This is a genomic window from Streptomyces sp. WAC 06738 (assembly GCF_003945505.1).
Classification (GTDB): Bacteria; Actinomycetota; Actinomycetes; order Streptomycetales; family Streptomycetaceae; genus Streptomyces.
The window spans coordinates 3,647,899-3,671,591 of record NZ_CP029618.1 but is presented as its reverse complement, the minus strand read 5'-3'; the positions used below and the strand labels follow the sequence as shown (position 1 = coordinate 3,671,591).

The 23,693-nt window shown below is 72.1% G+C and carries 19 protein-coding genes, 1 tRNA gene and 1 other RNA gene; 9 read left to right on the top strand and 12 right to left on the bottom strand.

The genetic code is table 11. From position 1 onward, the window contains the following. Positions 1–43 precede the first annotated feature (43 nt). The 4 genes from DMB38_RS15735 to DMB38_RS15720 form a co-directional block, all read right to left on the bottom strand. Positions 44–1,303 carry a beta-ketoacyl-[acyl-carrier-protein] synthase family protein gene (locus DMB38_RS15735; RefSeq protein WP_276314992.1) on the bottom strand — a complete coding sequence of 420 codons (1,260 nt, stop codon included), beginning with the start codon at positions 1,301–1,303 and terminating at the stop codon, positions 44–46. A 28-nt stretch (positions 1,304–1,331) separates the two neighbouring features. After that, positions 1,332–1,742, bottom strand: a complete 411-nt coding sequence (locus DMB38_RS15730) for a cupin domain-containing protein (RefSeq protein WP_240662274.1) — start codon at positions 1,740–1,742, stop codon at positions 1,332–1,334. Positions 1,743–2,086: 344 nt separating this feature from the next. Further along, positions 2,087–2,725, bottom strand: coding sequence for a class I SAM-dependent methyltransferase (locus tag DMB38_RS15725; protein ID WP_240662272.1), 639 nt, complete (start codon positions 2,723–2,725; stop codon positions 2,087–2,089). 34 nt (positions 2,726–2,759) lie between these two features. Then, positions 2,760–4,205: a short-chain fatty acyl-CoA regulator family protein gene (locus DMB38_RS15720; protein WP_125935728.1), complete on the bottom strand. Its 1,446-nt coding sequence runs from the start codon at positions 4,203–4,205 to the stop codon at positions 2,760–2,762. Between the two features lie 287 nt (positions 4,206–4,492). Between DMB38_RS15720 and DMB38_RS15715 the strand changes: the two genes are divergently transcribed. The 4 genes from DMB38_RS15715 (at position 4,493) to DMB38_RS15700 (ending at position 8,915) form a co-directional block, all read left to right on the top strand. After that, positions 4,493–5,704: an MFS transporter gene (locus DMB38_RS15715; RefSeq protein ID WP_240662707.1), complete on the top strand. Its 1,212-nt coding sequence runs from the start codon at positions 4,493–4,495 to the stop codon at positions 5,702–5,704. A 17-nt stretch (positions 5,705–5,721) separates the two neighbouring features. Continuing rightward, positions 5,722–6,066 (top strand): metalloregulator ArsR/SmtB family transcription factor, encoded by a 345-nt coding sequence (locus DMB38_RS15710; RefSeq protein ID WP_240662270.1) that lies wholly within the window; start codon positions 5,722–5,724, stop codon positions 6,064–6,066. Next, a complete protein-coding gene (locus tag DMB38_RS15705; protein ID WP_125935726.1) occupies positions 6,063–6,536 on the top strand; it encodes an SRPBCC family protein in 474 nt (157 codons plus the stop codon). The genes DMB38_RS15710 and DMB38_RS15705 overlap by 4 nt, the downstream gene beginning before the upstream one ends. Before the next feature lie 201 nt (positions 6,537–6,737). Then, a complete protein-coding gene (locus DMB38_RS15700) occupies positions 6,738–8,915 on the top strand; it encodes an MMPL family transporter (RefSeq protein WP_125935725.1) in 2,178 nt (725 codons plus the stop codon). 152 nt (positions 8,916–9,067) lie between these two features. Here the strand turns inward: DMB38_RS15700 and DMB38_RS15695 are convergent, their stop codons facing one another. Together DMB38_RS15695 and DMB38_RS15690 are read right to left on the bottom strand one after the other, a co-directional pair. Continuing rightward, entirely contained in the window at positions 9,068–9,967 is a 900-nt protein-coding gene (locus DMB38_RS15695) for a M56 family metallopeptidase (RefSeq protein WP_125935724.1), read from the bottom strand. Continuing rightward, positions 9,964–10,356, bottom strand: a complete 393-nt coding sequence (locus tag DMB38_RS15690; RefSeq protein WP_125935723.1) for a BlaI/MecI/CopY family transcriptional regulator — start codon at positions 10,354–10,356, stop codon at positions 9,964–9,966. Before DMB38_RS15690 ends, DMB38_RS15695 begins: the two co-directional genes overlap by 4 nt. A 169-nt stretch (positions 10,357–10,525) precedes the next feature. Here DMB38_RS15690 and DMB38_RS15685 point away from each other — a divergent pair, with 169 nt between their 5' ends. Continuing rightward, a complete protein-coding gene (locus DMB38_RS15685; RefSeq protein ID WP_125935722.1) occupies positions 10,526–11,731 on the top strand; it encodes a serine/threonine-protein kinase in 1,206 nt (401 codons plus the stop codon). A 48-nt stretch (positions 11,732–11,779) separates the two neighbouring features. Beyond that, positions 11,780–12,703 (top strand): phosphorothioated DNA-binding restriction endonuclease, encoded by a 924-nt coding sequence (locus tag DMB38_RS15680; RefSeq protein WP_125935721.1) that lies wholly within the window; start codon positions 11,780–11,782, stop codon positions 12,701–12,703. Positions 12,704–12,743: 40 nt separating this feature from the next. On the opposite strand, the gene DMB38_RS15675 is transcribed toward DMB38_RS15680, so the two are convergent. Both DMB38_RS15675 and DMB38_RS15670 read right to left on the bottom strand, forming a co-directional pair. After that, positions 12,744–13,568 (bottom strand): hypothetical protein, encoded by an 825-nt coding sequence (locus DMB38_RS15675; RefSeq protein WP_125935720.1) that lies wholly within the window; start codon positions 13,566–13,568, stop codon positions 12,744–12,746. 178 nt (positions 13,569–13,746) lie between these two features. Beyond that, positions 13,747–14,619 carry an SAM-dependent methyltransferase gene (locus tag DMB38_RS15670; RefSeq protein WP_125935719.1) on the bottom strand — a complete coding sequence of 291 codons (873 nt, stop codon included), beginning with the start codon at positions 14,617–14,619 and terminating at the stop codon, positions 13,747–13,749. A 140-nt stretch (positions 14,620–14,759) separates the two neighbouring features. Here DMB38_RS15670 and DMB38_RS15665 point away from each other — a divergent pair, with 140 nt between their 5' ends. Next, positions 14,760–16,106 carry a cytochrome P450 gene (locus DMB38_RS15665; RefSeq protein ID WP_125935718.1) on the top strand — a complete coding sequence of 449 codons (1,347 nt, stop codon included), beginning with the start codon at positions 14,760–14,762 and terminating at the stop codon, positions 16,104–16,106. 71 nt (positions 16,107–16,177) lie between these two features. Here the strand turns inward: DMB38_RS15665 and DMB38_RS15660 are convergent, their stop codons facing one another. From DMB38_RS15660 to DMB38_RS15650, 3 genes are all read right to left on the bottom strand, one after another. Next, positions 16,178–17,989: a serine/threonine-protein kinase gene (locus tag DMB38_RS15660; protein WP_164716013.1), complete on the bottom strand. Its 1,812-nt coding sequence runs from the start codon at positions 17,987–17,989 to the stop codon at positions 16,178–16,180. A gap of 1,314 nt (positions 17,990–19,303) precedes the next feature. Beyond that, positions 19,304–20,821: a restriction endonuclease gene (locus DMB38_RS36895; protein ID WP_240662268.1), complete on the bottom strand. Its 1,518-nt coding sequence runs from the start codon at positions 20,819–20,821 to the stop codon at positions 19,304–19,306. 214 nt (positions 20,822–21,035) lie between these two features. Then, positions 21,036–22,583 carry a hypothetical protein gene (locus tag DMB38_RS15650; RefSeq protein WP_125935716.1) on the bottom strand — a complete coding sequence of 516 codons (1,548 nt, stop codon included), beginning with the start codon at positions 22,581–22,583 and terminating at the stop codon, positions 21,036–21,038. A 204-nt stretch (positions 22,584–22,787) separates the two neighbouring features. On the opposite strand from DMB38_RS15650, the gene DMB38_RS36130 reads away from it, so the two are divergent. Then, positions 22,788–22,937 (top strand): hypothetical protein, encoded by a 150-nt coding sequence (locus tag DMB38_RS36130; RefSeq protein ID WP_164716011.1) that lies wholly within the window; start codon positions 22,788–22,790, stop codon positions 22,935–22,937. 492 nt (positions 22,938–23,429) lie between these two features. On the opposite strand, the gene DMB38_RS15645 is transcribed toward DMB38_RS36130, so the two are convergent. Then, positions 23,430–23,514, bottom strand: a tRNA-Ser gene (locus tag DMB38_RS15645). A 72-nt stretch (positions 23,515–23,586) separates the two neighbouring features. On the opposite strand from DMB38_RS15645, the gene ffs reads away from it, so the two are divergent. Next, an RNA gene (gene ffs / locus DMB38_RS15640) (signal recognition particle sRNA small type) lies at positions 23,587–23,681 on the top strand. Positions 23,682–23,693 lie beyond the last annotated feature (12 nt).

Sequence of the window (23,693 nt, the reverse complement as noted above, 5' to 3'; positions counted from 1 at the left end):
GTGGTCCGCCCGGCCGCGGCCGTCGCCGCGCCGGCGGTCACGGTCACGGCGCCGCCGCCTTCGTGGGTGGGCGGGTGAGTACGGCTGCGCTCTGGAAGCCGCCGAAGCCGCTGCCGACGCTGAGGACGGTGTCCACGCGCTGTTCGCGTGCGACGTTGGGGACGTAGTCCAGGTCGCATTCGGGGTCGGGGTTGGCGTAGTTCGCGGTGGGTGGGATCACGCCGTATTCGATGGCTAGGGCGCAGGCGGCGAGTTCCAGGGAGCCGATGGCGCCGAGGGAGTGGCCGATCATGGACTTGATGGAGCTGACGGGCACTTCGTAGGCGCGGGTGCCGAGGCTGCGTTTGAACGCGGCGGTTTCGTGGCGGTCGTTTTGCCGGGTGCCGGAGCCGTGGGCGTTGATGTAGCCGAGATCGTCGCCGGTGCGGCGGGCCTGGCGCATGGCGGCGCGGATGGCTTCGGCCATCTCGCGGCCGTCCCGGGTCAGGCCCGTCATGTGGTAGGCGTTGGAGCGGGTGGCGAAGCCGCGGACTTCGGCGTACAGGTGGGCTCCGCGGTGGTGGGCGGCGGTGAGTTCCTCCATGACGAAGACGGCGGCTCCCTCGCCGAGGACGAAGCCGTCGCGCTGGCGGTCGAAGGGGCGGGAGGCGTGTTCGGGGTCGTCGTTGTTCGCGGAGGTCGCCTTGATCGCGTCGAAGCAGGCCACGGTGATGGGGGAGATGGGGGCGTCGGTCGCGCCGCAGACGACGACGTCCGCCCGGCCGGTGCGGATGAGGTCGGCTCCGTAGCCCACGGCGTCCAGGCCCGAGGTGCAGCCCGTGGAGATCACGGTCACCGGGCCCTCCGCCCCCGTCTCCCAGGCCACGTCACGCCCGATGGACGACGGAATGAAATAGTCGAAGATCCTCTCCGCCGAGCGCGTGTGGTCGACCAGCCAGTGGGCGCCGTTGCCGCTGACGCGCTGGTAGTCCCGGTCGAGGCTGGTGGTGCAGCCGACGGCGGTGCCGATGCTGACGCCGATCCGGCCGGGGTCCGTTGCGGGGGTGTCCAGTCCGCTGTCGCGCACCGCTTCCCGGGTGGCGGCGAGCGCGAGCTGTGTCGCCCTGTCGTAGGTCTCCGCCTCCGCGGGGGACAGACCCTCCGCCGCCGGGTCGAAGTCGACCTCCGCGGCGACGCGGGACCGGAACGGCGAGGGGTCGATCAGCGTCATCGTGCGCGTCGCGGTGCGCCCGGCGACCAGCAGTTTCCAGAACGCGTCCGTTCCCACCCCGCCCGGGGCCCTGACGCCGATGCCGGTGATCACCGCGCGTTTCTCCGCGTGCCCGTCCATATCAGCCACCCACGCGCGGTGGTACGCACCCGGGATGGGGCACGGGTTCGGTGTCCACATGGCCGAGTTCGGGACGGGGCGCGAGCGGGGCGATCTGGAATACGGCCTTCAGCACCCCTTCCCCGCGGTTCTCGATGCGGTTGCGCTGGCCGCGGGTGATGAGCAGTGCCTGGTCCGATTCCAGCGGTACTTCTTCGCCGTTGACCCGGACGACGGCCGAACCCTCGGTCACGTACAGGAACTTGTCGGAGAACGGGTGGTAGTGCTCCGTGACGAATTCACCCGGGGCCAATTCGAGATGCCCCAGGAACCCGGAGGTCGCGCCGACGGAGGCGGGGGTGAGCAGCGCCCGTATGGCACCCCCCTGGCGGCGGTTCGGCGCGACGTCTTCCAGGGTGACCCTGGCGGCCAATGCCTCATTTTTTGCCACGACTTTGTCCTGCCTTTGCGAAACTCGAGGAAAAGCCGAACTCGGCCCGGTAGCAGCGGAGATGAGCGAATTCCCCCCGCCACGCCAGGTGATTTCTCCAGCGTGTCCTGGCGAAAACGACGACGCTCTTCCGGCCACTCAAGTGGGTGTAGTTTTACGATCAGTCCGACCAGCGGCAGGCGCGAATATCGCAGGTGGGGGCGGAGTGCGGGTGGTGCGGAGGGCGCATTCCGCCGCCGTGCACTCCTCATCGATTCCCCGGGGCGGCGCGGCCGTTCGGCAGGACCGCAAAGAGTGGCGGGGGCTCGGGGCCGGGGCCCGGGCGTTCAGGGACGGGTGGCGGTGCCGATGACGTGGGCGACGCGGGGGGCCAGGGCGGAGAAGGCGAAGCCGAAGCGGTCGACGTCCCCGAGGGCGAACCCGGCGGCGCGGACGGCGGCTTCGGTGTCGCGGTTGGGGTGGCAGCCGCCGGCGGCCCGGCGCCACAGCGGGGTGCCGATGTCCTCCAGCGCCGCGAAGAGGCGGCGCCGGGAGCGCACATGCTCGTAGAACCGCAGTTCGCCGCCCGGCCGCAGCACGCGGGCGGCCTCGGCGAGCGCCGCGGGCACGTCGGGCACCGAGCACAGCACCAGCGAGAAGACCACGGCGTCGAACTCCCCGTCCGCGGCGGGCAGTTCCCCGGCGTGTCCGGCGGCCACCCGCACCGGCACGGGCGCGGCCGCGGCGGCCCGCCCGGCGGCGGCCCGCAGGGTGTCGTCCGGCTCGACGGCGACGACGTCGGTGACGGTGGCGGGATAGTGCGGCAGGTTGCGCCCCTGGCCCGCGCCGACCTCCATGACCCGGCCGGTCAGGCCCGCGAGCAGCCGGCGCCGGTGCTCGGCCCCGCCGCGGCGGTCGGCGACGGGGGCCATCTTCAGGTACTGGCGGGCGAAGCGGGGATGCTGGAGGTCTGACGGGCGGCTCACGGCTGCTCCCTCGGGTGGCGCGGTCGGGCTTCGGTCACGGGGTGCTGCTTTCCACCGGATACGGCGCGTACGTACGCCGGTCGGGGTCGATCGCCAGGCGGCTCCCCGCCGGCGGCCGGGCGCGCTGGGCGCAGTCGCGGCGCTCGCAGATGCGGCAGCCCAGGCCGATCGGGGTGGCGGCGCGCGGATCGTCCAGGGCCACGCCCTCGGCGTAGACGAGCCTGTGGGCGTGGCGTATCCCGCAGCCGAGCGCGACGGCGAACTCCGCGCGGGGCGCGTGGCGTCCGTAGCCGCCGCGGGTGACCGTGCGCGCGATCCAGAAGTAGCGCTCCCCGTCGGGCATCTCCGCCACCTGGGGCAGGATGCGCCCGGGCGCGGAGAACGCCTCGTACACCGTCCACAGCGGGCAGGTGCCGCCCAGCCGGGAGAAGTGGAAGCCGGTCGCGGACTGCCGCTTGGAGATGTTGCCGGCCCGGTCGACCCGCAGGAAGGAGAACGGCACCCCGCGGTGGCCGGTGCGCTGGAGGGTGCTCAGCCGGTGGCAGACGGTCTCGAAGCCGACGCCGAAGCGGGCGCCGAGCAGCTCGATGTCGTAGCGCCCCTCCTCGGCGGCGGCGAGGAAGGCGGCGTACGGCATGAGCAGGGCGCCGGCGAAGTAGTTCGCCAGGCCGATACGGGCCAGCGCCACCGACTCGGGGGAGGTCAGCTCCGCGGCGCCGCCGGTGAGCGCGTCGAGCAGCGGGCCGTGCTCCAGCAGGGCGAGCTGGGTGGCGAGCTGGAAGGCGCGCTGGCCGTCGGTGAGCCAGGGGGAGAGGAAGAGCAGCCCGTTGGCGGCGTCGAAGCGGCGGGCGTCGGCGGCCCGGCCCGGGGCGGCGTCGACGACCCTGACGCCGTGCCGCCCGGCGAGGCGGGCGGCGAGCGGTTCCGCCGCCCCGCCGGGGCCCCACCGCGCGGCGGCGGCGGTCTGTTCGGCCTCGGTGTCCAGGGCCTCGAAGTGGTTGTGGTGCGCGTAGAAGAAGTCCCGGACCTCGTCGTGCGGTTCGCCGGGCGGGAGTACGGCGCCGCCGTCCTGGCCCGGCGTGGCGAGCGCGGCGGCCCGCTCCGCGGCGTCGCGGTAGCGGCGGTGCAGGGCCACTAGGGCGCGGGCCACCTCGGGATGGCCGCGGGCCGCCTCGGTGATCTCCTCGGCGGCGGGCATCGGCACCCCGCACGCCTCGTCGGCGAGGGCGGCGCGCAGGTCGGCGGCGAGGCGGTCCTCGTCGGCCTGGGAGAAGAACTCCGCGTCGACGCCGAAGACCTCGGCGATCCGCAGCAGCACGGGCACGGTCAGCGGGCGCCGGCCCTGCTCGATCTGGTTGGCGTAGCTGGTGGAGATGCCGAGCGCGCGGGCCATGTCGACCTGGTTCATGCCGCGCTCGCGGCGCAGGCGGCGCAGCTTGGCGTGCGCGTAGACCTTTCCGGTGGCGGGGCGGCCGGGCATGCCCGTGGCTCCTCTGTGGCGCGGTTTCACATCCGTGCGATCCGCAAGTTTCGCAGGTTCACCTCCTCGGATCGTACGGATTCCACAGCTTCCGGCGATGTCCCCGCGGGCGCGGCGCGGGCAGGATCTGCCACGTCAGCACCGTGCGCCGGGCCACCGCGAGGAGTGCCGTGAGCGAGCAGCACGTACAGGACCAGCCGGGTACGGACGGTCCGCCGCACGACGCGGCGGACGGCCGCCGCCCTCCGCCCGCGCCCGGCACCGCGAACCGCGCGCGACCGCGCGCCGTGCTCCCCGCCCTGTGCGCCACCCAGATCACGAGCTGGGGGATCGTCTACTACGCGTTCCCCGTCCTCAACCCCGCCATCACCGCCGACACCGGCTGGTCGCCGACCGCCACCACGGCCGCCTTCTCCGCCGCGCTGCTGGTCTCCGCCCTCGCCGGGATCCCGCTCGGCCGGGTCCTCGACCGCCGCGGGCCGCGCGCCGTCATGACCGCCGGTTCCGCGCTGGGCGTCACCGCCGTCGCCGCCCTCGCGGCGGCTCCCCACCAGGCGGTCTTCACCGCGGCCTGGCTGCTCGCCGGCATCGCCATGGCCGCGACGTTCTACCAGCCCGCCTTCGCGGCCGTCACCCGCTGGTGGGGCGAGGACCGGGTGCGCGCGCTGACGATCGTCACGCTGGCCGGCGGCCTGGCGTCGACCGTCTTCGCCCCGCTGACGGCCGCGCTGGCGTCGCACTTCTCCTGGCGGGTCACGTACGCCGTGCTGGCCGCGGTGCTCGCGCTCGTCACCCTCCCCGCCCACGCCCTCGCCCTCCGCGCCCCCTGGCCGCCCGCGCCCCCGCCGCCCCCGCGGCCCGGCGGCGGCCGGTCCGTGGCCCGTACCCGCCCGTTCGTCACCCTGGCCGCCGCCCTGATGCTGAACAGCTTCGCGATGTACGCCGTCGTCATCGCCCTGGTGCCGCTCCTCACCGAACGCGGCGCCGGCCCCGCCGCGGCGGCCTGGGCCCTCGGCCTCGGCGGCGCGGGACAGACCCTCGGCCGTACCCTCTACGCCACGCTCGCCCGCCGCACCGGCGCCACCGCCCGCACGTTCCTCCTCATGGCCGCGGGCGGCGCCACCACGGCCGCGCTGGCGCTGGTCCCCGGCCCGTACGCACTGCTCGCGGCGCTCTCCGTCGCGGCCGGCACGGTCCGCGGCAACGTCACCCTCCTCCAGGCCACCGCCGTCACCGACCGCTGGGGCACCACCCACTACGCCCGCCTCACCGCCCTCCTCACGGCCCCGGCCATCACCGCCTCCGCCGTGGCCCCGGTCGCCGTCACCGCCCTGGCCACGCCCCTGGGCGGCTACCCCCGGGTCTTCCTCCTCCTGGCCGCCTGCTCCGCCACCGCCGCCCTCCTCACCCTCACCCTCCCCCGCGGGACCCGCGAGCCGCGGACCGCGGCCCGCCCGGCCACCGCGCGGCATGCCTGCGTTGCGCGACGAGATGAGTAAGTCTACGCTTACGGTTCGTGGCTACTTACGGAATGGACGACGGGTGGAGCGCGGTGGGCGACCCCACCAGGCGGGCGATCATGGCCTGCCTGGCCGAGCGGGAGCGCGCGGTCGGGGAGCTGGCCGACGAGCTGCCGATCAGCAGGCCCGCCGTCTCCCAGCACCTGAAGGTGCTCAAGAACGCGGGACTGGTCACTGAGCGCACCGCGGGCACGAGACGGATCTACCGGCTCGACCCGGCGGGGGTGGCCGCGCTCCGGGACCAGCTCGAGACGTTCTGGAGCCGGGCCCTGGCCGGGTACCGGGAAGCCGCGGAAGACCACGGCAACGGCAAGGAAGCACACGGCGAGGAGAAGGCATGACTGAGACAGCAACCCCTGTGGTGCGGCGGCAGACCGTCGTGGCGGCACCCCTGGAGAAGGCGTTCGCCGTCTTCACCGAGCGCTTCGGCGACTTCAAGCCGCGGGAGCACAACCTCCTCGGCGCCCCCCTCACCGACACCGTCTTCGAGCGGCGGGTCGGGGGCCACATCTACGACCGCGCCGAGGACGGCAGCGAGTGCCGCTGGGCCCGGGTGCTGGCGTACGAGCCGCCGGAGCGGGTGGTGTTCACCTGGGACATCGGCCCCACCTGGACGCTGGAGACCGACCCGGAGAACACCAGCGAGGTGGAGGTCCGCTTCATCGCGGAGACCCCGGACCGCACCCGCGTGGAACTGGAGCACCGCAACATCGACCGCCACGGCCCCGGTTGGCCGTCCGTCGCGGACGGCGTGGGCGCCGGCGAGGGCTGGCCTCTGTACCTGGACCGCTACGCCGCGCTCTTCAACTGACAGCCCCGGCAACCCCGGAGAACCCCCGAACGCCGACGACGAGGCCCCGCAGCGGCACACCGCTGCGGGGCCTCGTTCCGCCGCCGGACGGACGCCGGTTGTTCTACCTTGCGTAGAGCAAACGGCCGGAGTGCTGCTACGGTGCCGCCCACAGTTGCTCTACAAGACGTAGAGCAAAGTCAGGTACGGAAGGCCCGTCTCATGCTCGTCCGCATCGCCCGCGCCTGCCACCGCCGGCGCTGGACCACCCTCCTCGGCTGGCTGCTGGCCGCGCTGGCCCTCGCGTCGGCCGGCGGCATGGCCGGCACGGACTTCGACTCCGCGTACGACCTGCCCGGCACCGGCTCCCAGCGCGCGTACGACGTACTGGAGCGGCACTTCCCCGAACAGGCCGCGGGCACCGGCGACATCGTGCTGCACGCCGACGCCGGCCTCGACGCTCCCGGCGTACGGGAGCGGGCGCGGGACGTGCTCGCGGCGGCGCGCACTGCCGACCCCGTGGTGGCCGAGGTCGTCCCCTTCGACGACGCCGCCCGCGGCGGGCTCGTCAGCGACGACGGCACCACCGCCACGGCGCGGATCGTCTTCACCGTCGGCCGCACCGAAGTACCGGACGAGGCCGCCCGGGAGATCGAGCGGCGGCTGACCGGCATGTCCGGCGACGGCCTGCACGTCGAGTTGTCCGGCACCATGTTCGCCCCGAAGCCGAGCACCGGGCTGAGCGAGAGCGTCGGACTCGCGGCCGCGCTGGTCATCCTCCTCGCCGCGTTCGGGTCGCTGGCGATGGCGGGGCTGCCCGTCCTGGCCGCCCTGACCGGGCTGTTGACCGCCATGGGGCTGGTCATGCTGCTGAGCAAGGCCATGAACGTGCCGGACTTCAGCATGTCCGTGGCCGTGATGATCGTCCTCGGAGTCGCCGTGGACTACGCGCTCTTCATCGCCGTCCGCTACCGCGGTGCCCGTCGCGAAGGACACGAGCCGGACCGGGCGGTGGCGCTGGCCGCGGGCACGTCGGGGGCGGCGGTGCTCTTCGCCGGCACGACGGTGATCGTGTCGCTGGGCGGGATGTTCTTCATGGGGGTGCCCTTCGTGTACGGGCTGGCCGTGTCGTGCATCCTCGGTGTCGCCGCGACCCTCGGCCTGGCGCTCACCCTGGTGCCGGCTCTGCTGGGCATCGCCGACCGGTGGCTGACGCCGCGCGGGCGGCTGGAGCGCCGGGGTGCCGGGGCGCGGGTGCCAGGGGAGCGGGGGGCCGGTGCGTACGAACGGGCCCCCGGTGCGTACGAGAAGCTCCTGCGCCGCCGGCCCCTCGCGGTGGTCGTCGGCGCCACCGCGCTGCTGCTGGCCCTCTGCGCGCCGCTGGCCGCGATGCGGCTGGGCTCCGCCGACGCCGGCAACGCCCCCGCCTCGGACACCACCCGCCGGGCCCACGAGCTGAAGCAGGAGGCGTTCGGTCCCGGCGCCACCGCGCCGCTGATGGTTGTGGCCGACCTGCGCGGCGCCTCTCCCGATGACACCGCCGGGCTGGTCGAGCGGCTGCGCCGCGCCCCCGGCGTCGCCCACGTCGGCCCGCCGGCCACCAGCCCGGACGGCCGGGCCCAGGTCGTCACCGTCGTCCCGCGCACCGACGCGCAGGACGAGGCCACGCCCCGGCTCGTACGCGAACTGCGGGAGACGGCACTGCCGGAGGCCGCGGCCGGTACCCCGATGCGCTTCTACGTGGGCGGGGTGACCGCCACGTTCCAGGACCTCACCGACCGGATGGCCGACCGGCTGGCCGTCTTCGTCCTGGCCGTCGTCGTCATCTCCGCGCTGGTGCTCGCGCTGATGTTCCGCTCGCCGGTCGTATCGGTGCAGGCGGTGGTCCTCACCCTGCTGTCCCTGGGGGTCTCCTACGGGCTGCTGGTCGCGGTCTTCCAGTGGGGCTGGGCGTCCGGCGTGCTCGGCACCGGCGCCACCGGGCCGGTGGAGAGCTACCTGCCGATGACGCTGATGGCGCTGCTCTTCGGACTCGGCATGGACTACCAGGTGTTCGTCCTCGCCCGGATCCGCGAAGCCCGCCTGCGCGGGGCGGAGGCCCGCGACGCCGTGGCCGAGGGCCTGCGGGACTCGCGCCGCGTGGTGCTGGCCGCGGCGCTGATCATGGCGGCGGTCTTCGCCAGTTTCGCGCTCTCTCCCGACCGCATCATGAAGCAGTTCGGACTCGGCCTCGCCGGCGGCGTGCTGGTCGCCGCGGCGGCCGTCCTGGTCGTCACCCCCGCGCTGCTCACGTACCTCGGCGACCGCGCCTGGCCGCGCACGGCCCGGCGCCCCGGCGTCCCGGCCGCCGGACCGCGGCCGGAAGCCGGCGCCCGGAGCGGCGAGCCGACCCGGACGTAGGCGCGCCGCCACACCTCCGAACGCGGGCGTGGAACGCACCTCCCGGGCGGGCGCCGCCGCCGTCCGCCCGGGACGTACGGGGGGCTTGGTCACCACGGTGCTCCGCACTCCGCGGCGAAGCCGCGCGGCGGGCCGGCGGGCCCCGGCCGCGATCACAGCGGGAGGGCGAACAGGCTCACCGGAGTGGAGAGCGCCGTGGCGGCGACGACCAGCACCGCCGTACGGGCGAGAGCCGTGGCCCGCCGCGGCGCCAGCAGCCGGGCGGTCCGGGCGGTGACGGCGGTGTCCGCGGCGGCGAAGCCGCCGGCGGGGGGCGGGACGGTGCCGCCCGCGGCGGTGAACCGGGCCAGGGCGTCGGTCAGGTCGCGGCGCGGCAGGCGGCGGCAGCAGGCGTCGTCCGCGCACATCTCCAGCAACAGCCGGACCGCCGCCACGGATTCGAGCAGCAGCGCGCTGCGCGGCAGCAGCCGCCGCCAGGCCAGCAGCGGAAGGAGGACGAGATCGTGGCGCTGGCGCAGATGGGCGCGCTCGTGGGCGACGACGGCGGCGAGGTGCCGCGGGCCGAGGAGGCGCAGGGCGCCGGTGCTGAGCACGACGAGCCCGGGGCGCCCGGGCAGGCAGTACGCGGCCGGGACGGGATGGTCGAGCACCTCGACACCGGGCAGCGCCGCGCGCGAGCGGGCCACGAGCGTCAGCAGGTCGCGGTGGCGCCGCCGGTGCCGGGCGAGGTCCCGGCAGACCAGCGCCAGGCTCCAGCCGCGGGCGGCGAGATAGGCGGCGCCGAGCGCCAGGGCCGCCGGGGCGAGCGGTCCCGCGGGGGCGCCGCCTGCGCGCGCGAGGTCCAGCAGGCCGGGCACCAGCCCCTGGTTGGCGGGCGCGAACACGGCGGCGAAGACCAGCCCGAGCAGGGACAGTTCCAGCGTGAGGCCGAGGGCCTGCCAGGTGACGAGCGCGGTGCGCGGCATCCGCGTCACCCAGCGGGCCCGGGCCAGCGGCCGCACGGCCGCCAGGCAGCAGGCCAGCATGACGGCGAAGTGCAGCAGATGGCTCATCGGCGGCGCTTGTCCTCGTCGCCGGACCCGTGGTGCTCATCCGCTTCGCGGGCGAGCGCGGCGCGCAGGACGTCCGCCTCCGGGCCGGACACGGAGCGGGCGAAGTGCGCCAGAACGGCGTCGCGGTCCCCGGCCTGGGCGAGGACGTCCATCATCAGGCTGGTGACGTAGGACTCCCTGCTGGCCGCCGGGGTGTAGTGCCAGGAGCGGCCGATGCGCTCGCGCCGGGCGGTCCCCTTCTGCGCCAGCCGGTCCAGAACCGTGATCACCGTCGTGTACGCCAGCGCGCGGTCCGGCAGCGCGTCGAGCACGTCCTTGGCGGTGCGGGGGCGACCGGCGTCCCAGAGAACGTCCATGACCGCGCGTTCCAACTCGCCAGAACGCCGCACGTGCCCGCTCCCTCCGACGCGACCGCGGTGGCACCGCACTCTACCCCACGTAGAACAACCCCCGGAACCCGCGCGACGCCCTCCCGCGTAGCGCCCCGGCGGGTGACTGAGTACGCTCTGCCGCGGCCCCTCACGGGCGGTGAACTGGGCATGGATCGGGGGGACGTTGGTGGAGGAGACGCAGCCGGAGCGGATCATCGGCGGGCGCTACCGGCTCGTCGGGCAGCTCGGCGTCGGCGGGTTCGGGCGGGTGTGGAAGGCGCACGACGAGGCGCTCGGCGTCCACGTCGCGGTGAAGGAGGTGTGGCTGCCGCACCAGGCGGGCTCGGACGCGGAGCATCGTGAACGGGTGGTACGCGCGGCCCGCGAGGCCCGCAACGCGGCCCGCCTGCGCGACCACCCGCATATCGTCGCCGTCCACGACGTGGTCGTCGAGGACGGCGCACCCTGGATCGTGATGCGCCTGGTCGACGGGGAGTCGCTGGAGGAGCGGCTGCGCGCGGACGGGCGGTTGCCCGCGCCGCTCGTGGCCGAGACGGCGACCGCCCTGCTCAAGGCCCTGAAGGCGGCCCACGCGGCCGGGATCGTCCATCGTGACCTGAAGCCCGCGAACGTGATGCTCACCGGCGACGACCAGATCCTCCTCACCGACTTCGGCATCGCCGTCCACGAGACCGACACGCGTCTCACCACCACGGGCGGGGTCATCGGCTCCGTCGAGTACATGGCTCCCGAACGCCTCAACGGCCTCCAGGACCAGGCCGCCGGCGACCTGTTCTCCCTCGGGGTCACCTTGTACGAGGCCATCGAGGGCGTCTCCCCGTTCCGCAGGGAGACCCCCACGGCGACCCTCGCCGCCGTGGCCCTCCACGATCCGCCGCCGATGCAGCACGCGGACCCCGTCCTCGCCTCGCTCATCACCGCCCTCCTGGCCAAGAAGCCCGAGGACCGCCCGACCGTGGAGAGCACCCTGGCCGTGCTCCGTGCCCGTACCCCCACGGTCACGGCGCCGGCACCCGCGCCTTCGCCCGCAAGCGGCGCACCGGTCGTGCCACCCGCCCCGCCGGCTGTGGCGCCGGCCGGCACCGCGCGGGTCGGGCGTGTGATCACGGGGAGCTGGTTCCTGCTGGCCGGGATCGGCCTCATCGCGTTCGGCTGCTACATGTTCAGCACCGAGGGAGGCTGGGAGGGCGCCTATCCCATCAGTGCGGTCACCGCCGCCCTGGTCGCGGTCTTCTTCGGGCTGGCCGTGATGTTCTACCGGTGGACCGGTCCGGGCAGACCGTCCTTCCGGATCGTGGGCGGGCTCTTCTTCCCCGTCTTCTTCCCGCTGGCCGCGATCTGGGCGGTGTGGAACGCGGTGCTGCTCGCGTAGCGGCGTATACGGGAACCGCCGTCGGCGGTCCGTGGCACAGTGGCGGCCATGACGGTGGACGAGCTGCTGCGCCGGCTGACGACGCTCCGGCGCGCGACGACGGGAACCGGACGGGCACCGCACAAACCTCTGCTCCTGCTCTGGCTCCTCGGCCGGCTCTCCGAAACAGGCAGCAGCACGGTCACGTACGACGAGGCCGCCGAGCCAGTGAGCCGCCTGATCAACGACTTCGGCCCCACGGTCGCCAGCCCCGCCCGCGCCCGCGACCGCGCCGCGATGCCGTTCGTGCACCTGGAGCGGGAGCTGTGGGACCTCCGCGATCTCCACGGCGAGCCCATCGGCCCCGGGGTCAGCGAGAGCGGCGCACTCCTGCGCCGCCGCGAGGCCCACGGCCGGCTGCGACCCGAGGTCGAGAAGATCCTCGCGGACCCCCGGTCCCGGGCGGCGGCCGCACGGGTCCTGCTCGACCGGCACTTCACCCCGGCGCTGGAAGGGGCGATCTGCGCAGCGGCCGGTCTGGACCTCACCGATCTCGAACTCGCCGCGTACGACATGGTGGCCGCCCGGCGCCGCACCCGCCGCGCGGGCTTCACCGAGGAGGTGCTGCGGGCGTACGCGTACGCCTGCGCGATGTGCGGCTTCGACGGCGCGCTCGGACGCAACCCGGTGGGGCTGGAGGCAGCACACGTGCGCTGGCACAGCCATGAGGGCCCGGACGAGGTCAGCAACGGCATCGCCCTGTGCTCGCTGCACCACACCCTCTTCGACCTGGGCGTCCTCGGCCTCACCCTTGAGCTGCGCATCAGGGTGTCCGAACTGTACGTGGCCCGCAGCCCGGCCGGCCTCGCCCTCGACGATCTCCACGACCAGCCGCTGAGCACGCCGCGCCCGGGCCGGCCGGCCCTGGACGCCGTTCATCTCCGCTGGCACGGCCGTGAGGTCTTCAAGGGCGATACGGCCACGGCGGCTTGAACCGCTGCGGAGAGCCGTCGGCAGCCCGGAGAACGAGCGGCTACGCCGGATCCACGAAGGCGCCGATGGCCGAGGCGTCCAGCAGCCGCCCGGTGCACCAGTCGGCCAGCAGCAGATCGCACTCACGCATCACCTGCGCGAGGCCGGCCACCGCCGACCCCGACTCCGCCGCGGCATCGGGCGAGGTCATGAGGCACAGCGTCGTGACCCGGTCATCGTGCGCCTGGCCGTACACGGTGACCGGATCGGCGGCGATCGCGAACGAGCCGGCCACGCGGCCCGGATCGTCACCGAAGCAGACGCCCGTGTACGGCCTGCCGCCGACGGGCAGCAGCTCCGACAGCCGCCGCAGCGAAACCTCGCCGGAGAGGGGGGCGGTCGGGGTCTGGCGGAGATGAATCCGGTCGAAGACCCGTACCGACGACGCCCCCTCGCCGATCACCCGCGAATGCTGCCGGAAGACCTCATGGATCGCGCGCATCTCGGCCTCGACCTGCCCCGCGAGCTGGCGGGAGACCATCTCGGCCTGCCGCCAGTCGTCCTCGTGGATCACGAAGTGCTCCCCCGGACCGGTCGAGTCCTCGGTCGGCGGCAGCGGGTCGAAGATCGTCGGCAGGGAGTACGTCAGCTCCTGCGGATCGATCTGCTGGACCCGCCTGAGGGTCAGCACGAGGCTGCCGCTCCGAAGAAACTCTTCTGCGGTCGGCGGCTCGGCCCGGACGACGGCCCACGACTCTCCTCCGAGTTCGAGACGCGTCTCATGCGCGAACGAGTCGGGAAGCTGCCCGGGAGCGAACTCACTCCGCGCGAACTCCGCCTCCGTCTCGGCATCGACGAACACCACCCGCACCGACCCCACCGCCACGCCCCGACCCCCACACGTCTCACGGCCCGGCCCGCCGCCGGACCCGTCGCCCCCATGGACACTACGAGATCCGCACTCGTGAGGGGCGCGAACCTTCCATGCCCGCCATTCACGGGGGCGATCTGCACAGCGGCCGGCCGGGACTTCACCGATCCCGAACCCGCCGCGCCGGCCGCCGTCAGCCGGTCTTTCGTCCGACTCCTGCGCAGACCCACTGGCGGTCGGCACCGGACGGCGCGGTCGTGTCCGGTGCGGTGGACCACGGCGAGACGGGTGTCGGCTCGGGGCGCCACAGCGACACGGTGGTCAGGCCCGGGTCGAGCAGGTCGAAGCCGTCGAACAGCCGCCTGATCTCCGCGTAGCTGCGGAGCGTGAGCGGAGAATGGGCCTTCTTGTAGACGTCGGCGGCCCTCTGGACCCGGCCGTCGGTGTCGAACTCGGAGGTCGAGTGCGAGATGACCAGATGGCTGCCGGGTGCCATCGCTGCGCGCAGGCGCGCCACGATCCCCGGTGGGTCCGCCTCGTCGTCGATGAAGTGCAGCATGGCCAGCATGATCACGGCTACCGGCCGGTCGAAGTCGATGACCTCACGCAGGTCGGGATCGGCCAGGATGTCCTCGGGGTGCCGGGCGTCGCCGTGGGAGACGGCCACCAGGGGCGATCTGCCGAGTAACGCCCGCCCGTGGCTGACGACCACCGGGTCGATGTCGACGTACGCCACGCGCGTGTCCGGGGCGACCTGCTGGGCGATCTCGTGCAGGTTCTGGTGCCCGCCGCCCTCGACCGGCATACCCGAGCCGATGTCGATGAACTGCCGGATCCCGGAACCGGCCAGGTACCGTACCGCGCGCCGCAGGAACGCGCGGTTCTCCCGCGCCATGAGGGGTGCGTCGGGAACGTGCCGCCGGACTTCCTCCATGACCGCCCGGTCGTGGGCGAAGTTGTCCTTGCCGCCGAGGAAGTAGTCGTAGATGCGCGGGACGGCCGGGGTCCGGAGCCGGAGGGGGTTCTCCTCCTCGCGTCCTCCCCCGTTCGGCGACGACTTGTTCATCGATCTCTCCCGCCATGCCCCTGCCGCGCTGCAGAATCCGTGGAACGATGCGAGCGTAGCGACCGGCCGGCGACGTCGTCCGGCCGGAGCCGGTTTCGGCCCGACAACGTTGCCGGGACGTGACCCGAGGAGGGAGTGCCATGCCGGACGGCGGCATCGACAGGATTCCCGGCCCGCCCGCGGGCGGTGACGGCGTCAAGGCGATCGTGGCGGCGGGAGGGCTGCACAACTATCAGCTCAAGCTGCACGCGGAGTTCGGTCCGGTGGTGCGCTTCCCCTTACCGGGAGCGGACGTGGCGGTGTCGGTCGCCGATCCGGTGCTGCTGGAGGCCACGGCGGAGATCAACAAGCGGCCGGAGAAGCTCTTCGAGTTCCTGGAGCCTCTCCAGGAGTCGGGCAACGTGCAGACGCTCCCGGAAGACGAACACGTGCCGTGGCGGCGGGTGATGCTCTCCGTACTGGCCGGACGGCCCTCGCACGAAGCGCACTTCGCGCAGTTCACCGCGCTCACGGCGTCGATGGCCGACCGGTGGGCGGAGAACGCCGCGCGGGGCCCCGTGGAGCTGCAGAAGGACCTCAGCGAGCTGTCGCTGCGGATGATCTGTGAATACGCGCTGGGCAACGGCCTGCGGTCCGAGGAGGCCGCCGGGCGGGTCGTGTCGGCGTTCGAGGACGTGCTCACCGACTACCTGGCGCGGCTGTACCAGATGGACGTGGGCGGCACGGAGGAGGAGCGCCGCGTACGCTCCGAAGAGGCCCTGGCCTACCTGCGCGCGACCGTCGACGAGGTGCTCACCGCGCACCGCGAACGCGGCACCACCGAGCACGCCGACAGGAGCGACCTGGTCGCGGCTCTGGTCAGAGCGGGCGAGTCGCCGGCGCGGATACGCGACACGGTGCTGACGACCATGCTGGCCGCCCACCACACCACCGGGGTCGCCATCTCCTGGACGCTCTACCTGCTGGCCCGCCACCCGGAGGTGGCCGAGCGGGCCACCGAGGAGGTCGACCGGGTTCTCGGTGACCGGACCGCACCCGACTACGGCGACCTCAGGCCGCTTTCGTACCTGGACACGGTGCTCCGGGAGGCCATGCGGCTGTACCCGCCGGGACCGTACGGCGCCCGGGAGGCCACCGAGGACCTCACGCTCGGCGAGTACACCGTTCCCGCGGGCACGACCATCTTCTACCCCTTCTGGGCCGTGCACATGAACCCCGAGCACTGGCCCGACCCGGAGGTGTTCGACCCGGACCGCTTCACACCGGAGGCGTCGGCCCAGCGGCACCGGTTCGCGTACATCCCGTTCGGGCTCGGGCCCCGGAGTTGTGAAGGCTCCGTCCTCGCGATGGTCGAGGCGAAACTCGTCCTGGCGATGCTGCTGAAGCGGTTCCGGTTCCAGATGGCGCCAGATCAGACGGTCACGCCTGTCGAACGCTTCGTCCTGTGGGCGGCCGAGGACATCCGCATGGACCTCACCCCCCGGTAACCCGCCCGGGCCCCGAGGGCCGCAGCACGACGATGCCCCGCACCGGCAGGTGCCCGCATCCGGACCCGGGACTACCGGGTCCGGATGTCCCAGAGCCGGATCACCCGGTCCTGGCCGCCGCCGGCCAGGATGTGTCCGCCGGGGGCGAACGCCAGGCTGAGGATGGGCCCTTGGTGCGCGTCGATGACGAGGCGCTGGTCTCCGGTGGCCGTGTCCCAGAGGCAGATGACGCCTTGGTGGTCGCCGGTGGCGAGGGTGCGGCCGTCCGGGGCGAAGGCCAGGGCGGTCCTTCCCTGGGTCTGGCCCTCCAGTACGCGCAGGTCTTCGCCGGTACGGGCGTTCTTGAGGTGTACGGGGGTGCCCCCGAAGGCGGTGGCCAGGACCGCCCCGTCCGGGCTGAACACGAGGCTGATGTAGGCGCCGCGGGGAAGCTCCCAGCGCGGCTCGCCCGTGGCGAGGTCCCACATCCGCGGCGTACCGCTGTCGCCTCCTCCGACGATGCCGCGGCCGTCCGGGCTGAATGCCAGCGAACCGACCCACCCGCCATGCCCCTTCAGCACCGGGCCGGGGTCGCCGGTGTGCACGTCCCAGAGCCGGATGGCCCTGTCGCTGCCGCCGGTGGCGAGGGTGCGGCCGTCGGGGCTGAACGCCACGGAGGCCACCGACGCGGCCCATCCGGGGTACTTCAGGGCCAGGCGCGGCTCGCCGGTGTCCGCGTCCCGCAGAACGACGTCCTTTCCGTTCCGGGTCGCGAGGAGGCGGCCGTCCGGGGCGTAGGCGGCACCGGTCGAGCGGGTGTCCTTCATGCGCAGCGTGGTACGCGGTTCGCCGCTGCGCGGATCCCACAGGCGCACGCACTTGTCCCAGCCGCCGCTGGCGAGGGTGCGGCCGTCGGGGCTGAACACAAGGTTCCCCACCGCGGTGCGGTGACCGGACAGGGTGAGATGGTGCTCGCCGCGCAGCGGCTGTGCACGAAGGGCGCGCGGTGCGTCCGGCGCGGTACGTGCATCCGGCGCGGTACGTGCGTCCGGCGCGGCCGGCGGCCGAGGCGCGTCCCGTACCCGTACGCCGGGTCCCGCCAGCTCGCGGGCCAGAGCCCGGGCGTCCGGGCGTCCGTCCGGGTCCTTGGCCAGCAGCGCCAGCACCAGATCTGCCAGGTCTCCCGGCAGGCCGGGTCGCAGCTCGCGAAGCCGCGGCGGGGGCTGTTCGAGATGCTGCCGCATGAGGGCGTACACCGTCGCCTCGGTGAACGGCGGCCGGCCGGTGAGCAGTTCGTACAGGACACAGCCCAGGGCGTACAGATCGGCGCGGGTGTCGACCTCCGTCCCGCGCCACTGCTCGGGCGACATGTAGCGCGGGGTGCCCAGCACGGCTCCGGACACGGTCAGCGCGGTCGAGGCGTCGGCGGGGCGGGCGATGCCGAAGTCGCAGATCTTCACCCGGTCGCCGGGCTGTACGAACAGGTTTCCCGGCTTGAGGTCCCGGTGGACGACGCCGCAGCCGTGGATGGCGTCCAGGGCGACGGCGGTCTGCCGAGCCACGTCCACGGCCCGCGCGACGGGCAGGGCCCCGCCGTGGCCGGCCAGCAGCCGCGCCAGGTCCTGGCCGTGCAGCCGCTCCATGACGATGTACAGGAAGCCGTGGTGCTCCCCGGCGTCGTACACGACGGTGATGCCCGGGTGCTGGAGCCCGGCGAGGACAGCCGCCTCTCGCCGAAAGCGCCGCACCCCGCGCCCGCCGGCCAGGGACGGCAACACCTTGACGGCCACCTCCCGCCGCGGCAGCGAGGAGTCACGCCCCAGCCACACCTCCCCCATACCGCCGCGACCGAGTAACTCCCGCAACTCATAACGCCCGGCGAGCGTCACGCCCGCAAGCTCCATCCGTACCTTCCCCCCAGGATCGCGCGGAGTCCGGGGCAGCCGGCGCCCGCCGCCGGGCCCGATGCAGCCGCCCTCCATGAAGACACCGTGTACGTCGATGCTGCCACCGGGCCCGTATTGCCGCCGATGCACGGCGTAGCTGTGTTCCGCAGGCAAGGCCCGTATGCGTCCGAGCAACGACGAGGCCCTCGACCGGCGCGCCGGTCGAGGGCCTCGTTTTGCCTGGTCAGGCTGGGTGCGGAGGATACGAGATTCGAACTCGTGAGGGTGTGAACCCAACACGCTTTCCAAATCGCCGTGTTGGTGTCCGGGGTTGGACGGCTCCGTTCTGACCTGCTGCTGAGCGAGCGCGGAAGTGCTCGACGGACGGAGGCGGACGCCAGCGAATGAGACCAAAATTGAGACCATGAGCGGCTGCATCGCGTCTGGTCAGGACCTGTGCTTGCCCGCATCGGCCTCTTTGCTCGAGCGCTTGGCCGGCCTTCTGGCCAGAACTCCATTACCTGGCCGTTTCGTCCGTTGCTGGCAGTTGCGGTGCGCGCGGTTTCGCTGGGATGCGCACCCCGGTTGACCTGGAGGCGGACCACGTCCGCTGGCATAGTCACGAGGGCCCGGGTCGAGGCGAGCACGGCGTCGCACGGCGTCGCCCTCTGCTCTCTCCACCGCACTCTCTTCCGCCTGGGCGTCGTCGGCCCACTCCGGAACTGCGCATACGGGCCTCGCAGCTGTACGTGGCCTTTGACCCGTCGGGACTTGCCATCGACGGGCGTCACGACCGGCCGCTCAGCTCACCACGCCGCGGACAGCCGGTTGCGGAGATCAGGCGCCGGGGTGCATCTCCCGGTCGGATCCCGAAGGGTGGCGTCTCTGCCACTGGCGTCAGATACCGATTCGCTCCCGCTGGTTGACCGCGCCCGGCCGCATCGGGCAGACCCGTGTGAAACGCTGCTTGCCCGTGCTCGACGGCCTCCGTGCTGCACCGCGCCTGTCATCCCCCGTCACCGTGGGCGAACTGGACATCCTGCGGATCGTGCAACGCCTGGCACGCCACCTGCCTGTGTCGGGCCTGACCGGAGCCCCGGCCGGGTCATCTCGCTCGAAGGGCACAGAGCGTGCGCATCCCAAAGACCGTCTTATTCCTTCATGGGGCCAATGGGTGAGCCTAGAAGTGGGACCAGGGGATGCGTGAGGCCCCGCAGCCGCCTGCCAGTGCAGGGCCTCGTTCGCCTGGTCAGGCAGGGTGCGGAGGCTATGGGCTTCGAACGCGTGAGGCATGCACCCCACACGCGCGCGTCCGGTTCGACGGAGCGCTCCTCACCTGAGGTCTTCCGGAACCCAACCGGGCGGAACCTTGGGAAGTCCGATGAGGGCGTCGATACCCAACTGTTCCTTGAGCAGGGCTTTGAGCCCACGACCGTCGATGAGCTGCATGCGGCCGGTCCGATAGGCGAAGTCGAGGCTGGTCTTTCCGAACCACGCAGTGGTGACGAGGATGCCCTTCGCGGCGGCCTTGTCGTGCATGACGCCGGCCAGCGCGCGGACGGCTTCCGCCGGAACGGTGTTCTTGGTGCGCTTGGCCTGGATGATGCACAGGCCGCCCGTCATCGGATCCTCGTTCGTCGCGACGGCATCGATCCCGTCGTCCCGCGATGCCTGGGTGACCCACGCCTTCATGCCGTACGCCTCGAAGAGGCGGCGGATGAGGTGCTCGAACTCGATGGGATCCAGCTTCATCAAGTCCGGCCTGCTGTCGAGCCCGGCCACTACGTCGACCTCGGGAGCGAACTTGTACTTACTGAGGTCGAATGTGACCACAGGACGGACCGGTTCGAGGTCGTAGGGGTGCTGGGAGACGATGGCGTTGAGATGACGCAGACACTGGACCGGGTCGAGGGCGGGTTCATCCAGCACCAGGTCCTCGAAGTCGCCACGACTGCTGCGCACGCTGACCAGGCAGGGACGAATGGCCTTCCCAGTGGCCCGGTTCTTGCTCCGGACGTGCCCGTTGAATGCGACGACATCGACGAGCGACGGTGGGCTTGCGGCCAGTACCTCGTTGATCGCGCGAAGCGCCAAGCGAGCGACGAGCCGTGAGTACTGCTGCTTGACCTCCGCTTCTTTTCTGGGCTGGGGGACGACCGCGGCTGGTGCGGCGGCCTTGAAGCGGAACTGCGAGACCGCGGGCACGACCTCCTGCCCCGGAAGGTCCATCTCCACGACCATTTCTCGTGTTTCGGGCGCGAACACGGCACGCCACTCGCCCCGCAGGCCCTCCGGATCGGGCAGCTCCGCCAGGGCTCCTCCGATCGCTTCGACCAAGCCGTCCGGTCCGCTGCCATTGAAGGCGTTCTCCACGGTCGTCCGGTGACCATACAGACCTGCCGGCCTCTGCAGGAGGAGGCTTTCAAGAGACTCGATCCGCTCCTGAACCTGTGTTGTGCGGTCGACTGCCTCGGCCTTCAGCGCTTCGGTGCGCGCCAGTTTCGCCTGCCGTTCGGCGGTGGCCTTGGCCTTGGCGTCCTCTCGTTTGCGACGTTCCTCGGCCTGTCTTTTGGCGGTCTGGCGTTTTTCCAGGTCGCGTTCGATCTGCGCGGCCTTGCGCGCCCGCTCCGTGTCCTGCCGTTCCTTCTCCTTCCGCGCCCGCTCCCACGCCCGGGACTGCTCCCGCTCCTGTTGGGCGCGGGCCCGCTCTTCGCGGGTCCGAGCCTGCTCGGCGGCCCGGGCACGTCGAACCTGTTCCTGTTCCAACCGCTTCTGCTCGGCGGCCCTGGCCTTCTTCGAGTCCTGGTACGCCTTTAGTAACTTCCCGGCCAGGGACTTCTTCCGTGCCACGATTTCCCCTCCCGACGCTCATGCTCGCCCTCAGATCTGCCCAGCCCGGCCAACGGGCAACCGGCAGACATCAGCGGCCAGACCTCAAGCGCTTCGACGAGGTCCCCTCAGCCCGAACGCGGATTACCCGGGTGCTCCGGGACGCCGATGCTCCAACGGAGGGAGGGAAGCCCAATCTGCAACCTTCAGCAGCCGACCCCGAAGGGGGCGAGGACTACTGAGGAACGGCCACCGCCAGGAGAGTACCGTCCCCGAGATGCAGCCAGCCTCTGCCGGGAGTGGGTCTATCGCTGACGAGGGACGGGACCGAAGCGCTGCCGATCAACCTGCCGGACGTGGAATTCTGGGGCGCGAGGAGGAGACCCCGATGAGCCTTGGTTAGTTCCCTCGGCCATTTCACGCAGCGGTTGAGCCTCTGATCATCGCCGGCTGCGACCAGGGCCGTTCCTTCGCTGAATCCGTGTCGGAGAAGCTGCCTCAGTACAGGGGCGGCGCTGCAGTCAGCCAGCACCTCAACGTCGTCCATGACCACCACCACAGGATGGTCACGCGTGGCCGTGTCCAACACCTCCTCCATCTCCCGACACGTGAAGTCGTCCCGGTCGAGACAGCCCATCACGGACTCCCGCCCTGCCAGTTCCCGGAGCGGCGAAGGCCGTGGCGCGACGAGCAGGACCCTCGCGCCGCCCGCTAACAGAGAGCGCGCGACGGTAGTCAGAGCGATGGAGCGCCCGGATCCGGCGGACCCAGCGATGGTGAAGGCCGCAACGGTCCCGGCTGCGAGATCGGGGCCGTGAGCGGTCAGGGGATCGCCTCCGACACCTGCCAGCCCCCACAGCCGTGGCGTCGTCGGGGGCCGCATCCCCCACGCTTCGTCGAATCCGATGGCTGACGGTAAAGTGTCGAGGTGCGACTGCCGCTCCAGTGCTTCATGGGCTGAGCTCCAGAGCCCGAGTATCAGGGTGCGGTCCTCCAATTGCAGGCTTGCCGCATGGGAAAAGGCGATGATCGCTTCGCGGTCGGGCAGTTCGCACTGGGTGTACCAGTGGATCCACCTCTCCGCAGAGATCCGCGTTTGGCGCTCCAGGTCGGTAAAGGACCAGCGGTGTTTGAGTCGGTGCTTTTCAAGTTGGCGGTGAACCATGCTGAGCTCCAAACGCGCGGCGGTGCGGGCCACCGCGAACTCGCGGCTCTGCACTCCGTAGAACGTCGCATTCGCCGGGCGGTGCTCTTCCAGCGCGTCGGCCATCTTGGCGAACCCCGCACTGCGGCGGACCACACCGAGGAAGACGCGGAGTGCGTCCCTGTCGTCCCACAGCGACTGTGCCGCATGGATGATCAGTGCTTTGAGGGACTCCAAAGCAGGGTCGCCCGGCGCGTTATCGTCCCTGTTGTCGCCCGGCTCCGTGAGATCGTCCGGGACGCCGGTGTGCGCCTGTGTGACCGTCTCGCTCGCGGCTAGCTTCCACAGGCCCTCGAACCGATCGGCTGTAGCGTCCTCGTCGTGGCGGGCCATCTCGGCCAAGGCGCGGACGATGAGATCGAGACGGCCAGGCTGAGGCAGGACAGGCTTCTGAAAGACATCCAGAACCGCTTGGTGATTGACGATCCAGAAATCCTGCGCGTCCTTACCGATCCGATCCCGGACTCCCCGTGCGGACGGGAGCCCCGCGTTCAGCCTGAGGTCGTGGAGGTTGTCGTTCAAATCCCTTAGGCAGGGCTGTCGGGAGAGATCGGGCCTCGTCCAGAACTGAGCATTCACGGCGCCTCCCTAGGACTGGGGTTCGCCAGCTGTCGCCCAGCGCCCCTGCGCTGCCCATCATCAGACTCTGTCACAGACCGTCCGCCAGTGGACCTGGCTGGCCGATTTTGTCAGGGGCTGTCCGAGGCTGTCAGAGAGTGCTGACGACGACGCACTCTGATTTTGGAGACGGCATTGACCGGTCGCCGAGTGAAGGAAGGTCCCATGGAACAGCTGAGCGTTCGCGCCCTCGTCCTTCTCCTGGTGGGCGCTCTCGTCGTCGTTCTCATCGTGCGCGTGCCCACCCTCGGGTTCGCCTTGGTGGGGGCGGCTGCGGTGGTTGCGTTGCTGGACCAGCTCTTGGATAGGGGGTGAGCCAAGACTTCAGCATGGAAACCAGAAGCCTGTCCAACCGTGCCGTGCTGGATCGCAGCCGTGGCTGCCTGGGCCGGATGCCCTGCGGCGCCCCACTTGGTGACGGGCTCCGGCGGCCTGCGGAGCGAAGCAGGGCGTAGCTGACGGCCGAGCGGTGTCCCTCCGCACGACACGGTCCCAGACATCGTCCCGCGCGTACCGCTCCAGCCGGGCGGCGCGCACCATGACCGTGAGCAGGACGGACAGCGCCCTGGGCCCGACCTCTAGGCCGCCCTGCCCGCGCAACTGCTGGTGGCGCCAGTGCCACCACGTTACGAGCGACATCCTCAGGGCGTGGCCAAGCGCGTCGGGGGGCTCATCCGGGAGGTAGCGCAGGGTACGGACGAGGCGGCGCAGGAGAAGCTCGAAGCGCCCCGTTGAGACTGCGAACCACGATAAGGCCCCCGGCGGCACGCCTCCGGGGGCCTTCGTTTCGCCTGGTCAGGCGGGGTGCGGAGGATACGAGATTCGAACTCGTGAGGGTGTGAACCCAACACGCTTTCCAAGCGTGCGCCCTAGGCCTCTAGGCGAATCCTCCGCGGGCAAGAGTACAAGACGGGGTGGGGTGGTCGCGAACTCGTTCGTTGGGGGTGGGATCGGTTAAGGTGGAGTCGCCCCTCACGCGGCGCTATCTCGCTGAACTCCCCCAGGGCCGGAAGGCAGCAAGGGTAGGTGGGCTCTGGCGGGTGCGTGGGGGGCACCTTGCTGTCCGGGGTG